Source organism: Roseibium aquae (assembly GCF_008711285.1).
GTDB lineage: Bacteria > Pseudomonadota > Alphaproteobacteria > Rhizobiales > Stappiaceae > Roseibium > Roseibium aquae.
The window spans coordinates 90,799-103,882 of sequence record NZ_VXDC01000001.1 but is presented as its reverse complement, the minus strand read 5'-3'; the positions used below and the strand labels follow the sequence as shown (position 1 = coordinate 103,882).

Annotated in this window: 12 protein-coding genes; 7 read left to right on the top strand and 5 right to left on the bottom strand. The window is 59.2% G+C overall.

Features of this window, described 5'->3' with window-relative positions:
* Entirely contained in the window at nucleotides 1–1,035 is a 1,035-nt protein-coding gene (locus F0184_RS00460; RefSeq protein WP_150493347.1) for a peptidoglycan -binding protein, read from the top strand.
* Between the two features lie 81 nt (nucleotides 1,036–1,116).
* Entirely contained in the window at nucleotides 1,117–1,500 is a 384-nt protein-coding gene (locus F0184_RS00455) for a GFA family protein (RefSeq protein ID WP_150493345.1), read from the top strand.
* A gap of 156 nt (nucleotides 1,501–1,656) precedes the next feature.
* On the opposite strand, the gene F0184_RS00450 is transcribed toward F0184_RS00455, so the two are convergent.
* Together F0184_RS00450 and F0184_RS00445 are read right to left on the bottom strand one after the other, a co-directional pair.
* Nucleotides 1,657–2,397: a DUF1013 domain-containing protein gene (locus F0184_RS00450; protein WP_150493343.1), complete on the bottom strand. Its 741-nt coding sequence runs from the start codon at nucleotides 2,395–2,397 to the stop codon at nucleotides 1,657–1,659.
* A 144-nt stretch (nucleotides 2,398–2,541) separates the two neighbouring features.
* Nucleotides 2,542–3,543, bottom strand: a complete 1,002-nt coding sequence (locus F0184_RS00445; protein WP_150493341.1) for an NAD(P)H-quinone oxidoreductase — start codon at nucleotides 3,541–3,543, stop codon at nucleotides 2,542–2,544.
* A 90-nt stretch (nucleotides 3,544–3,633) separates the two neighbouring features.
* On the opposite strand from F0184_RS00445, the gene F0184_RS00440 reads away from it, so the two are divergent.
* Complete coding sequence (locus tag F0184_RS00440; protein ID WP_206668284.1) at nucleotides 3,634–3,846, top strand: DUF1192 domain-containing protein; 213 nt, start codon at nucleotides 3,634–3,636, stop codon at nucleotides 3,844–3,846.
* Nucleotides 3,847–4,231: 385 nt separating this feature from the next.
* Nucleotides 4,232–4,771, top strand: coding sequence for a protease adaptor protein RcdA (gene rcdA, locus F0184_RS00435; RefSeq protein WP_150493339.1), 540 nt, complete (start codon nucleotides 4,232–4,234; stop codon nucleotides 4,769–4,771).
* A gap of 338 nt (nucleotides 4,772–5,109) precedes the next feature.
* Here rcdA and rpmE read toward each other — a convergent pair whose 3' ends face one another.
* The gene (rpmE, locus tag F0184_RS00430) at nucleotides 5,110–5,334 is read right to left on the bottom strand and encodes a 50S ribosomal protein L31 (protein ID WP_150493337.1); all 225 of its coding nucleotides are present in this window, start codon (nucleotides 5,332–5,334) and stop codon (nucleotides 5,110–5,112) included.
* A gap of 359 nt (nucleotides 5,335–5,693) precedes the next feature.
* Here rpmE and F0184_RS00425 point away from each other — a divergent pair, with 359 nt between their 5' ends.
* A complete protein-coding gene (locus F0184_RS00425) occupies nucleotides 5,694–7,508 on the top strand; it encodes an ABC transporter transmembrane domain-containing protein (RefSeq protein ID WP_150493335.1) in 1,815 nt (604 codons plus the stop codon).
* 3 nt (nucleotides 7,509–7,511) lie between these two features.
* Here the strand turns inward: F0184_RS00425 and F0184_RS00420 are convergent, their stop codons facing one another.
* The gene (locus F0184_RS00420) at nucleotides 7,512–8,315 is read right to left on the bottom strand and encodes an SDR family NAD(P)-dependent oxidoreductase (RefSeq protein ID WP_206668283.1); all 804 of its coding nucleotides are present in this window, start codon (nucleotides 8,313–8,315) and stop codon (nucleotides 7,512–7,514) included.
* A gap of 120 nt (nucleotides 8,316–8,435) precedes the next feature.
* Nucleotides 8,436–10,346: a propionyl-CoA synthetase gene (locus F0184_RS00415; RefSeq protein WP_150493331.1), complete on the bottom strand. Its 1,911-nt coding sequence runs from the start codon at nucleotides 10,344–10,346 to the stop codon at nucleotides 8,436–8,438.
* A 186-nt stretch (nucleotides 10,347–10,532) separates the two neighbouring features.
* On the opposite strand from F0184_RS00415, the gene F0184_RS00410 reads away from it, so the two are divergent.
* Nucleotides 10,533–11,297: a sulfite exporter TauE/SafE family protein gene (locus F0184_RS00410; protein ID WP_150493329.1), complete on the top strand. Its 765-nt coding sequence runs from the start codon at nucleotides 10,533–10,535 to the stop codon at nucleotides 11,295–11,297.
* Between the two features lie 86 nt (nucleotides 11,298–11,383).
* On the top strand, nucleotides 11,384–13,024 hold the full coding sequence (locus F0184_RS00405) for an acyl-CoA synthetase (protein WP_172971921.1): 1,641 nt from the start codon (nucleotides 11,384–11,386) through the stop codon (nucleotides 13,022–13,024).
* The last annotated feature ends 60 nt before the right edge of the window (nucleotides 13,025–13,084 follow it).

Below are 13,084 nucleotides of genomic sequence, written 5' to 3'. Positions count from 1 at the left end.
ATGGCTGGAGGCTTGCGGGCCCGCCGCCGGACACCCACTACGGATTATTGGCCAGGCTTCGTGGACGCGATGGCCACGCTGCTCCTTGTCATCATCTTTTTGCTGTCGATTTTCATGCTTGCGCAGTTTTTCCTGTCGCAGCAGTTGTCCGGCAGGGATTCGGTTCTCAACCGGTTAAACGCCCAGATCAGTGAATTGACCGAACTTCTGGCCCTAGAGCGCGCCGGCGCGCGTGAACTTGAAGACACGATCTCCGGCCTCCAGGCCAGCTTGTCTGATGTGGAAAGCGAGCGGGACAATCTGCTTGGCCTTCTGGACAGCCGTGCCGGCGAGGCGGACGCCGCCGGTGGACGGGCAGCCCGGCTTGAGTCGTTGCTGGATGAAGAGAAACAGGTCAGTCAGCGGGCCCTGGCCCAGGTTGAGTTGCTCAACCAGCAGATCGCGGCCCTGCGGCGTCAGATCGCCGCGGCCAATGCCGCGCTTGAAGCCTCAGAAGCAAAGGAAGCGGAAAGTCAGGCCAAGATTGCCAGCCTCGGACGCAGGCTCAATGCCGCGCTTGTGCAGAGGGTGCAGGAGTTATCGCGATACCGGTCTGACTTTTTTGGGAGATTGAGGGAAATCCTCTCTCAGCGATCCGATATTCGCGTGGTTGGCGATCGTTTCGTTTTCCAGTCCGAAGTGCTGTTCGATTCGGGTTCTGATCAGATCAATCCGGCGGGCCAGGACGAGCTGGACAAGCTTGCCGCAGCAATCAACGAACTCTCCGTCCAGATCCCCGATGAAATCAGCTGGGTATTGCGGGTGGATGGCCACACCGACGCGCGCCCGCTATCCGGTACCGGCCGGTTCCGGAACAACTGGGACCTGTCCGCGGCCCGTGCGATTTCCGTTGTCCGCTACCTGATTGATCAAGGTGTCGCGCCGGATCGCCTCGTGGCGGCTGGGTTCGGGGAATTCCAGCCACTGGAGGAAGGCGACAGCCCAGAGGTGCTCGCCCGGAACCGCCGGATCGAACTGAAACTGACCGAACGCTAAAGGAACTCGCGGTTGGATTGAAACGCTTCGCGATCAATCCGACCGGGAATGCACCAAGGCTCATTGTGCAAGGAACAGGACATGCAAAAGGGCGGATGTGAGTGCGGACAAGTCCGCTTTGAAGTGAGAGACGTCCGCGAAACCGTGACGGTCTGCCATTGCAGCCAGTGCAGGCGCACCAGTGGCCACCTTTGGGCATCCACCAAAGCACCTTTCGAGAAACTTCGTTTCACCGCCGACACGGGACTGAGCTGGTACGCGTCATCCGGCTTCGCCAAGCGGGGCTTCTGCAAATTCTGCGGCTCCAGCCTCTTTTACCGGCTGAATGATGAAGAGGGGATCGCCATCGCCGCAGGATGCCTCGACACCCCGACAAATCTCGAGGTCAGCAAACACATCTTCGTCAAGGACAAGGCAGACTACTATGACATCACAGATGGCCTGCCGCAGATCGAGACATATTGACGGGATGGATTGAACACAGCCGCGTCCGGGAGTTGAGAACCAGATGAAAGCGGTTCTTCGGTGCTTTTTGCCCACTCGCACAGGGCCACCAGTCTGGAGAGGAACGAACGGCAGGCATGGCCCAACCGTTCGTCCAAAATGCCAGGCCGAAGATGCCTACCGATCGTTGTCGTCGTCGCTGTCGTCTCCGCCGCGCTCGCCCTTCAGAGAATTCAATTTGGCAAAGACCGCATCCGGATCGAACTCTTCTTCTTCCGGCTCTTCCCTCGGCTTTGAAGTATTGAATGTGAAGGCTGCCGCAATCGCGTCATCCGACGTCGATTCCTCCACGGACATGAGGGTTTCGGAGACCTCGGGTTGGGACGGCAACGGCGCATCCTTGGCCGCTTTTTCGACTTCCATATCCAGTTCAAGCTGACTGCACAGCCCAAGCGTTACAGGATCGGAAGGCGTGAGGTTCGCCGAGTTCCAATGGGTTCTGTCCCGTATCGCGGCAATGGTCGGCTTTGTGGTCCCGACAAGGCGGATAATCTGCGCATCCTTCAGTTCCGGATGGTTGCGCACCAGCCAGAGAATGGCATTCGGACGGTCCTGCCGGCGCGAGACCGGAGTGTAGCGCGGCCCTTTGCGCTTGCTTTCGGGCACCACGACCTTCGAGCCCTGGAGCTTCAACGTGTGATTTGGGTTGTTCTCGGCGCGTTCAAGTTCTTCCCGGCTCAGCTGGCCGGTGAGGATCGGATCGAGTCCCTTGATACCCTGTGCCGCCTCACCGTCGGCGATCGCCTTCACCTCCAGCGGATGAAGTTTGCAGAAGGTCGCGATCTGGGTAAACGTCAAGGCGGTGTTGTCAACGAGCCAGACGGCGGTTGCCTTCGGCATCAGCGGCGTGTTCGCCATCAGTTACATTCCTCTTGTAGGCTTCCCCGCCGGGCCAGGCGAAAAAGCATTGCAGAATACGAGTTAATCGGGGATTGGCTGCAATATAAGGGCATCTCCCGGCAAACGCAAACCGTGTTCGAACAATCCCGCCGGATCCGCCAGTCAACGAACCGTCAGGATGATCTTTCCGATGTGGCCAGAGCTCTCCATCCGCTCATGAGCGGAAACCGCGTCCCGCAAATCAAAGCTCGAATCCATCACGGGCTTGACGGCGCCCGACGACAGAAGCGGCCAGACCTTTTCCTCCAGAGCCTTCGCGATCGCGGCCTTGAATGCATTGTCCCGCGGGCGGAGGGTCGAACCCGTATGAATGAGCCGCTTGACCATCAAGAGCGAAAGATTGACGTCCGGCGACGGACCATTGAGTGTCGCAATCTGGCACACCCGCCCCTCCACGGCCGCGGCCTTCCAGTTTTTCATCACATAGTCGCCGCCAACCATATCCAGAATGACGTGAACGCCCTCACCGTTCGTTGTGTCACGGACCACCTCGACGAAGTCTTCCGTTTTGTAGTTGATTACGTGATCGGCGCCCAGCGCTTGAACCGCTTCTGCCTTTTCGCTTGAACCAACCGTCGAGAAGACTTCCGCGCCGAAGGCCTTGGCCAATTGAATGGCGGTCGTGCCAATTCCGGACGACCCGCCATGCACAAGAAAACGCTCACCCGCCTTCAATCCGACCCGGTCGAACACATTGCTCCACACGGTGAAAAAGGTTTCCGGCAAAGACGCTGCCTGTTCCATGGATAGGCCTATGGGAACGGGAAGCGCATGATCTTCGGGGGTTTTGCAGAATTCGGCATAGCCGCCACCCGGCGTGAGTGCTGTGACCTGATCGCCGACAAGATATCTTTGGCACCCTTCTCCAAGCGCGACGACTGTGCCGGCCACCTCAAGTCCGGGCAGATCGGACGCATCCTTGGGCGGCGGGTAGGCGCCCTTACGTTGCAGGATATCTGGGCGGTTCACCCCCGCGGAGTGAACGCGGATCAGGATCTCGCCCTGCCCCAGATCGGGAATCGGGCGGCTCACCGGTTTAAGCACTTCAGGCCCGCCCGGTTCTGAGATGGCGATAGCGGTCATGGTGCTGGGCAGATCGGTCATGCTAAGTCCCCTATGAACGATTTATGTTGTGTAGGCACTTCTATCCAGTGTGACAATGGCGCAACCGGAGAGAGGCGACAGGAGATCGGAATGGGCATATTCGACGAGGACGGCCACATGCCAGCCAATAATCCAAAGCCGGTTCAGGTGGGCGAGGATCTGTCACAGCTTTCGGAAGCCGATCTCAAGGAGCGGATCGCTCAGCTTCAGCGGGAAATCGAAAGAACCGAGGCAACGTTGTCGGAACGCAGTAAAATTCGCGATGCCGCAAAGGCATTATTCGCAGAAAACAATGTAAAATAGGACAGTTATTTGTTTTCGGCACCCTACATCAAGTGACGCTTCTGTACACGTAAACGTAAAATTTTAATCATTTACCACTTATTAATCTTTCCAAATCATAAATATGTGTATCCAGTCATCTGGATTTGGAGTGGCTCCTGTCCACTCTGTTTGACGCCTCCCTGTTAATAGACTTTGAGCCGCGGTTCCGCGGCTCTTTTTTTTGCCTTCCAATGGCCTTATGTTCGGTAACAGAGCGCAAGACAGGCATCCGGCCGATTGGCACATGGCTTGCAGTTTCGGCACCGAGCGCTCACAGCGTCCCAAACCGGTACACCGCATACACAATGTTGATGTGCCGTTGGCCTGTGGGATATCGGGTTCAAGCAGGAAAGCGTATCGACAGATGACCGACGATCACAAGCTCAAGGCCAAAACGCCCGCAACGGTGCAGTTCGCGAACCGGCTTGCGGCCTCTGACAACTTCCAGGCGCTGTTTCAAGAAGGCATGTCGCTGGTTGAGGAAACAGCCATGTATCTCGATGGCGATGGCCGCCGCGAAGCCAAGGAACTTGAGCGCGCCGGATCGCTCGCCTACGCCACCGAGTCGATGCGTTTGACCACCCGTTTGATGCAACTGGCGTCTTGGCTCCTGCTCCAGCGGGCGGTGAATGAAGGCGAGATGTCGAGAGAACAGGCCGGGAGCGACAAGAACAAGGTGAGATTGGAAAGACTGTCCAGTGCGACCGGGGGGGCTTCATGGCCGCTTCTGCCGGAGACACTGCGGGAGCTGATCACGCGGTCCGTCCGTCTGCAAGAGCGGGTCGTGCACCTCGACCAAATGCTGTACCGCCAAACTGAACCCGAAGAAATCGCCGGCACGGAGACCAACCCGGTGGCTGCGCAGCTCAATCAGCTGAGCGCGGCTTTCGGCACCACGCGCTGACGCCCGGTGCCAGCGCTGGAGCCCACCCCTGGGGCGCGAAACTGCCCTGAGGCAGCCGTGTCAAAATGACACCGGATCGCCACGCCGGATGTCTTCCAGGGCACGGATCTGCTACCGGCGCACCTTTGTCCGCGTGGCGCGGCGGGCGGTCAACCGTCTATTCAGCTACTTGAACTATCCGTCACGAACGGGCCGCGAGCGGTGCGTTGGAAGTGGACGGCGCCTCGCCGCCGGTATCAAAAGCGTCTTCACATGACAGACGGCCCCTGCCACAAACCGAACAAGAAAAAAGCCCCGGCCGAACGGACGGGGCTTTTGTATTCGGCTCGGCAGCAAACTCAGGAACCGAGAAAACCTGCATACTTGTTCTTGAAGCGGGAGACGCGGCCACCGCGATCCATCAGCTGGCGGTCACCACCGGTCCAAGCCGGGTGGGAATTCGGATCGATATCGAGCTGCAGCGTGTCACCCTCGGAGCCGTAAGTCGACCTGGTGAAAAATTCCGTCCCATCGGTCATCACAACCTTGATGGTGTGGTAGTCGGGATGAATATCCGTCTTCATGGCTGTTCCTTTCCTGCACTCCACGGCCAGTTCAAGGGATCCAGCCGCCCAGAGTGTGTGTTGTTTTTGATGCCGCTTAAACCCACGCCATCGATAATCATGGGCGCGTATACTCCAGGATCCCTTGGGAAACAAGCCGCATTCCAAGAGTTTCAGGACAATGGAGGTCCCGGAGATCGAAAATCGATCCGGCGCAACCGGTCATCGGCACTCGGTCCGGACGCCGTTTCTACCGCGGCAATTTGTCTGCAGCTCATCGGTTCAACAGATCACTGCGAAAAAGCAGTGGCGGCTGCTTGCCACGATCCTTAGAAAAACGGTCTATTGGCGTTCAAGAACAAGGAACTGATTGGATCCTGATGGCAAACGACCCAGAGCCGAAACGCGGCCGCTCCCTGCGCCCTTTGGTGCGCCTGTTTCCATATCTGAAACGGCACAGGAACATGGCTTTCGCTGCGCTGGCCGCCTTGATCACGGCGGCGGTCATCACGCTCATTTTGCCGACAGCGGTCCGCCGGATGATCGACTATGGTTTCGGAGCAGACGATCCCTCCTTGATCAACGCGTATTTCGGCTTGCTGATGGGCGTGGTCGGTGGCTTGGCGCTTGCGAGCGCCGTGCGGTACTTCCTCGTCATGTGGATAGGCGAGCGGATTGTTGCGGAAGTTCGTGCGGACGTTTTCGCCCATATGACGCATCTCAGCCCCGGCTTTTATGACAGTGCCAAATCCGGCGAAATCCTATCCCGCCTGACCGCCGACACCACCCAGATCAAGTCCGCCTTCGGGGCGAGTGCCTCGGTCGCCATGCGCAATCTCGTGATGTTCATCGGGGCCAGTGTCATGATGGTCTTCACGAGCCCGCGCCTGTCAATCATCGTTCTGGCCGCGATCCCGGTGATCCTCGTTCCGCTCATCGGTTTCGGCCGGTCGGTCCGCCGCCGGTCCCGGTTTGCGCAAGACACTCTGGCCGATGCATCCGCCTATGCAAATGAAATGCTCGGCGCGATCCGCACCCTGCAAGCCTTCACGCATGAACGTATCGCCAGCCAGCGGTTTTCCGAGGCGGTCGAGCGGGCCTTCACAGCGGCCCGGAAAGCAACGGCAGCCCGCTCCATCCTGACGGCCTTCGCCATATTCATCATAGGCTCGAGCGTCGTCGCGGTCTTGTGGATCGGCGCAAGCGACGTATTCTCAGGCCGGATGACCGGAGGAGAACTCAGCCAGTTTCTGCTCTATTCCATTCTGGCGGCAGGCGCTCTGGCCAGCCTGTCGGAAGTCTGGGGGGAACTGTCTCAGGCGGCGGGAGCCGCGGAACGCCTCAGCGATCTGCTGGATATAGACCCCGAGATTTCCGCTCCGCCCGACCCGGTGAGACTGCCGTCAGAACCGCGCGGCGAGATTGTTTTCGCCAATGTGCGCTTTGCCTACCGGACCGCACAGGAACTGCCGGTCCTCGACGGCGTTTCACTCACCATCGAGCCGGGCGAAACAGTCGCGATTGTTGGACCGTCCGGCGCCGGAAAATCAACGCTGTTTCACCTGTTGATGCGCTACTACGACCCAACCTCGGGACATATCACGATCAACGGCGCAGACATCCAGCGGCTTGACCCGAAAGAACTCCGTGCGTCGATCGCTCTGGTGCCCCAGGACACAGCGATCTTTGCGGCAAGCGTCGCTGAAAACATTTGCTATGGCCGCCCCGATGCAGATCGCCATGCCATCCAGGCGGCAGCCCAAGCCGCATTGGCCGCGCCATTTATTGAGGGCATGCCGGAGGGCTATGACACATTGGTCGGAGAACGGGGAATCACGCTCTCCGGAGGCCAGCGGCAGCGAATCGCCATTGCGCGCGCCATCTTGAAAGATGCGCCGATCCTTTTGCTGGACGAGGCGACAAGCGCGCTTGACGCGGAAAGCGAGAGCCTTGTGCAACAGGCGCTCGATAGCCTGATGCAGGGACGCACAACACTCGTCATCGCCCACCGTCTGGCGACCGTCTTGAAGGCGGACCGGATTATTGTGATGGACGGGGGGCGGATCGTTGAAACCGGCACCCACGCCGAATTGTCCAGCAAGAACGGCCTCTATGCGAAACTGGCCAAATTGCAGTTCGAGGCAGGGGTCAGCGGCCTGGGCATCAGGGAGACCGCCGAGGCGGTCTCGCCATAATCCTCAATCGCCGTCCGGAACCGCAACGGTATAATTCAGCGGCAAACGGCCACCATCGGCAAAGATCGTCTGGCCGGTCACGTAGCTCGCATCTGCCGATGCGAGAAAGGCCGCAACGCCGGCGATCTCAGAAGGCTCGCCAATCCGCTGCATCGGCGTGCGGGACAAGATCTTGTTCCGGGCGGCCGGATCCGAATTCACGGTCGCCAGCATCTCCGTCATGATCGAGCCCGGACCGATGGCATTCACCCTGATTCCATAGGGCGCGAGCGACAGAGCCGTTGTTTTGGTCAACTGGGTTATGCCGCCCTTGGAAACGCAATAGGGAATTTGGTCCGGAATGGCGACCACCGCGTTGATCGACGACATGTTGATGATGGACCCGGGATCGCCGCCCTGCTCGACCTTTTCCACCATATGCCGTGCCACAGCCTGTGAACACAGGAAGGTGCCCTTGAGGTTTATCGCGAGGACACGGTCGAAATCCTCCTCGTCCAGATCCAGAAAGCTCGATCCGGCCACCACCCCTGCGTTGTTCACGAGAACATCGATATCGCCATAAGCGTTCAGCGTCCCGGCGACCAGATTTCGCACATCAAGCCGTTCCGCCACATTGCAATGGATATAGGTGGCTTCGCCGAGGCTTTTCAAATCCTCTTCCGCCTCATGTCCCGCCGTGTCGTCGACATCGGCAATGACAACCTTCGCACCATCCATGACGAAACGCTTGGCGACGGCCAAACCGATGCCCCGCGCCGCGCCTGTGATGATGGCCACCTTGTTTTCGAGAGTCACGGAAAACCCCATATCTGGATCATCGAACAAAAGGCGGCCCAGGTCACAACGAGCCGCACGAAGAAGGCCGACCATAGGCACGCGCACAGCACCTGTCGATGGCCGTTTTACCCTTCCCTTACGGCGTCCGGGTCAGGACGCCGCAATTCCGTGCGATTTGAGAGCCTCGGTGATTTCATCAAGGATAGCGGGATCATCGATCGTGGCGGGCACCCGATACTCCTCCCCGTCTGCGATTTGGCGCATGGTCGCCCGCAGGATTTTTCCCGAACGGGTTTTCGGCAACCGGTCCACGGTGATGGCGATCTTGAATGCCGCCACAGGCCCGATCTGGTCGCGGACCAGCTTGATCAGCTCCTTTTCGACCTCGGCATGCTCCCGCTCCACCCCGGACTTGAGCACGACGAACCCGCAGGGCAACTGGCCTTTCAGGGCGTCATGAATTCCGACGACAGCGCATTCGGCCACATCCTTGTGTTGCGCCAAGACCTCTTCCATCGCACCCGTGGACAATCGATGGCCGGCCACGTTGATGATATCGTCCGTCCGGGACATGATCGAAAGATATCCATCATCGTCCATGACACCCGCGTCAGCAGTCTTGTAGTAGCCTGGAAAGTCGGCCAGGTAGGCGTCGAAAAAGCGCTTGTCCGCGTTCCACAGCGTTGGCAGACATCCGGGCGGCATGGGCAGCTTGACGACGATATTGCCAAGTGTGTTCGCGGGCAGAGGCTGCCCGGAATCGTCGACGATCCGCACGTCATATCCCGGCATCGGGACGGTGGGCGAGCCCGGTTTGATCTCCAGTGCGCCCAGCCCCAACGGGTTGCCCACCATGCACCAGCCGGTTTCCGTTTGCCACCAATGGTCGATGACGGGAACCTTCAACTGCTCCGCAGCCCACTTGACGGTTTCCGGATCCGCGCGCTCCCCGGCCAGAAACAGGGACCGGAAATGCGTCAGGTCGTATTTTTCGATGAAAGTCCCCTCCGGGTCTTCCTTGCGGATGGCGCGGAAGGCCGTGGGGGCCGTGAACAAGGAGACAATCTTGTGCTCCGAGATGACCCGCCAGAAAACGCCGGCATCGGGTGTCCCAACCGGCTTGCCCTCGAAAACGATCGTGGTGCATCCATGCAGCAAGGGCCCGTAGACGATGTAGGAGTGCCCCACGACCCAGCCGACATCCGAAGCGGCCCAGAAAACCTCGCCCGGATCGATCCCGTAAAGGTTATGCATCGACCACTTCAGCGCCACCATGTGACCGCCATTGTCCCGCACCACGCCCTTGGGCTGGCCCGTGGTCCCGGAGGTATAGAGGACGTAGAGCGGATCGGTCGCTTTGACGCTGACACATGGGATCCGGCGCCCCTCCGCCAGGGCTGTTTCCATGAGGACACCCAGATCGAAGTCCCGGCCTTCCTCAAGGCTGGCCACCTGCTCCGGACGCTGAAAGACAAAGCAGCTTTCCGGCTTATGCGCGGCCTGTTCGATGGCCGCATCGATCAACGGCTTGTAGGCGATGACCCGGCCGGGCTCGATTCCGCAGGAGGCGGCGATGATCGCTTTGGGCGTGGCATCGTTGATCCGGGTCGCCAGTTCGTGCGCCGCAAAGCCTCCGAACACAACCGAGTGGATGGCGCCAAGGCGCGCGCAGGCCAGCATCGCAATCACCGCTTCGGGGATCATAGGCATGTAGATGATCACCCGGTCACCTTTTCCAATTCCCTTGTCCTGAAGGACAGCGGAGACAGCCTCAACCCGAGCGAGTAGCTCCGCATAGGTCAATGTTCTTTGCTGTCCGGTGATCGGACTGTCGTAAATGACCGCGAGTTGATCTGCCCGTCCGTTTTCAACATGCCGGTCAAGGCAATTGTAGCAGGTGTTGCATTCCCAGTCCGGGAACCACTGGCCATATTGACCCAGATCCGGATCGAAGACGTCCGTCCCTTCCTGAACCCAATCGATCTCTCCCGCAGCCTTGCGCCAGAAGGCCTCCGGGTTGCTTTTCCACTCGCCATAGGTTTCCGAATAGCGGCTCGCCATGATTTGCCTCCTCCCAAACGCTGCGCCGTCTCTTAGCTCCACAACGGCGCGGTTTTCGCTTACATTGCGGCATACATATCCGCTCTTACAAGTCAGTGCCGATACGACATTAGAAGGGAGCAGGGCTTTACGTAGGTCCGGAAGGCGTGCATTGCTTGCTTTACGCTCTCTCCAGCCCCATCCGACATGACTCCCATCACAGATCCCTGGTTTTATGTTGCGGCCCTCCCGGCTGTCTTTGTCGTCGGATTGTCAAAAGGCGGGTTTGGCGGAACTCTGGCAATGCTCGGTGTTCCGGCGATGGCCCTCGTCGTATCACCCGTGCAGGCGGCCGGAATCATGCTCCCAATCCTGGTGGTCATGGATATCATTGCGCTCATCGCATACCGGGGCGAGGCGGACCGCCGCACGCTGGCGATCCTGCTGCCCGCCGCCTTTGGCGGGATTGCGGTGGGATGGGCGACAGCGGCCTATGTGGACGACGCATTCGTCACTTTGCTGATCGGGATCTTGTCGTTGGTGTTCGTTGCCGACTATCTGCTCAAGAAAAACGTGGCTTCCAGGCCGGCTCCGCATAGCGTTCCCAAGGGGTTGATCTGGGGCACGGTAGCAGGGTTCACAAGTTTTGTTAGTCATACCGGCGGGCCGCCATTTCAGCTCTACACCTTGCCGTTGCGACTGGCGCCGACGCTTTTTGCCGGCACGGCGGTGGTTTTCTTCGCCACGGTCAACGCGGTTAAGCTGGTTCCCTACTTTATGCTGGGGCAGTTCGATGGAACCAACTTGATGACCTCGCTTGTGCTTTTGCCGATCGCCCCGCTGGCAACACTCGCTGGCGTCCGGCTTGTCCGCATCATCGATGCGAACCTGTTCTACAAGCTCATCTATGCCCTCATGGGCATCATCGGCCTCAAGCTTTGTTATGACGGGCTCGCATCGTTTTTCAGTTAGCGCGCCGTTTGCACCCCAGTCATTCTGATGATTGCGTTGCCGGCCAAACACCGGTTTCATGGCGCCGACATGACATATGAGAGGACATGACGATGGACGCCGCGAGCAATCCATACGAGACCAGCCTGGACAAGACGCCGGCCAATTACGCATCGCTGAGCCCGTTGAGCTTCCTGGCAAGATCCGCCGACGTGTTTCCCGACCAGATAGCGGTTGTGCACGGAAGCCGGAGAATGGATTACCGGACCTTTTACCACCGCTGCCGCCAGCTCGCGTCGGCACTCAGCCGGATCGGTGTTGGCAAGGCCGATACGGTCTCCGTTCTGTTGCCCAATGTCCCGCCGATGCTGGAAGCCCATTACGGAGTTCCGATGACCGGTGCGGTTCTGCATTCCATGAACACCCGGCTGGACGCAGCGGTCATCGCCTTTCAGCTCGATCACGCCGGTACCAAGGTGCTGATCACGGATCGCGAATATGCCGGCGTGATGAAGGAAGCGCTGAGCCTCGCCAAGGTCAAACCGGTGATCATCGATTATTCGGATCCGGTTTTCCCGCAAGACGGTGAATTGCTGGGAACTCTCGACTACGAATCGTTTGTGGATACGGGTTGCCCGGACTTTGCCTGGTCGCTGCCCACCGACGAATGGGACGCGATTTCGCTCAATTACACATCCGGCACCACAGGCAACCCGAAAGGGGTCGTCTATCACCATCGCGGCGCGTATCTGCTTGCCCAGGCCAACATCATCACCGCGTCGATGTCGAAACATCCGGTCTATCTGTGGACCCTGCCAATGTTTCACTGCAATGGCTGGTGTTTCCCGTGGTCGATCTCCATTGTTGCCGGCACGCATATCTGCCTGCGCTGGGTCCGGCCCAACACCTTGTGGGACCTGCTGGCGGACGAAGGCGTGACCCATCTCTGCGGCGCACCGATCATCATGTCGACGCTGCTCAACGCCCCTGCCGAGATGAAACGCCCATTGGACCGGAAGATCGAATTTTTCACCGCAGCCGCACCGCCCCCGGAGAGTGTTCTGGCGGCGATGAGCCAGGCCGGTTTCAATGTCACCCACCTTTATGGACTGACGGAAGTCTATGGCCCAGCCGTCGTGAATGATTGGAAATCGGAGTGGGACCAACTGCCGGCGGATCAGCAGGCCCGGAAAAAGGCCCGCCAGGGTGTGCGTTATGTTGCCCTGGAAGACCTCAAGGTCCTCGACCCCGCCACGATGGAGCCCGTTCCGGCCGATGGAACCACAATCGGCGAAGTCATGTTCCGCGGGAACGTGGTGATGAAGGGCTACTTGAAAAACCCAGAAGCAACCTCGGAAGCATTCGCGGGCGGCTGGTTTCACTCCGGCGATCTCGGCGTGCTTCATCCGGACGGCTACATTCAACTCAAGGATCGCTCAAAGGACATCATCATTTCAGGTGGCGAGAACATCTCGTCGATCGAGGTGGAAGATGTCCTGTACAAGCACCCGGACGTCCAGGTCGTCGCCGTGGTGGCCCGGCCGGATGAAAAATGGGGGGAGACGCCTTGCGCATTTGTCGAGCTGAAAGAGGGACGGGAGCCGACCTCTGCCGATCTCATCGCCTTCTGCCGCGACAACATGGCCCACTTCAAGGTGCCGAAGACCATTGTTTTCTGCGAGCTTCCGAAGACCTCGACGGGAAAGATCCAGAAATTCGCCCTGCGCGAACAGGCCCGATTACTCTAGAGCCTGGGGCGTTCGAAGCGGAGCGCACAACACTCCGGCCTATTGGAGCCGATCAGCTTC

Bases quoted from the DNA above. Each gene is read 5' to 3' on its own strand.
- F0184_RS00460 (WP_150493347.1), top strand. From the start codon at position 1: ATGGCTGGAGGCTTGCGGGCCCGCCGCCGGACACCCACTACGGATTAT.
- F0184_RS00455 (WP_150493345.1), top strand. From the start codon at position 1,117: ATGCAAAAGGGCGGATGTGAGTGCGGACAAGTCCGCTTTGAAGTGAGA.
- F0184_RS00450 (WP_150493343.1), bottom strand. From the start codon at position 2,397: ATGGCGAACACGCCGCTGATGCCGAAGGCAACCGCCGTCTGGCTCGTT.
- F0184_RS00445 (WP_150493341.1), bottom strand. From the start codon at position 3,543: ATGACCGATCTGCCCAGCACCATGACCGCTATCGCCATCTCAGAACCG.
- F0184_RS00440 (WP_206668284.1), top strand. From the start codon at position 3,634: ATGGGCATATTCGACGAGGACGGCCACATGCCAGCCAATAATCCAAAG.
- rcdA (WP_150493339.1), top strand. From the start codon at position 4,232: ATGACCGACGATCACAAGCTCAAGGCCAAAACGCCCGCAACGGTGCAG.
- rpmE (WP_150493337.1), bottom strand. From the start codon at position 5,334: ATGAAGACGGATATTCATCCCGACTACCACACCATCAAGGTTGTGATG.
- F0184_RS00425 (WP_150493335.1), top strand. From the start codon at position 5,694: ATGGCAAACGACCCAGAGCCGAAACGCGGCCGCTCCCTGCGCCCTTTG.
- F0184_RS00420 (WP_206668283.1), bottom strand. From the start codon at position 8,315: ATGGGGTTTTCCGTGACTCTCGAAAACAAGGTGGCCATCATCACAGGC.
- F0184_RS00415 (WP_150493331.1), bottom strand. From the start codon at position 10,346: ATGGCGAGCCGCTATTCGGAAACCTATGGCGAGTGGAAAAGCAACCCG.
- F0184_RS00410 (WP_150493329.1), top strand. From the start codon at position 10,533: ATGACTCCCATCACAGATCCCTGGTTTTATGTTGCGGCCCTCCCGGCT.
- F0184_RS00405 (WP_172971921.1), top strand. From the start codon at position 11,384: ATGACGATGGACGCCGCGAGCAATCCATACGAGACCAGCCTGGACAAG.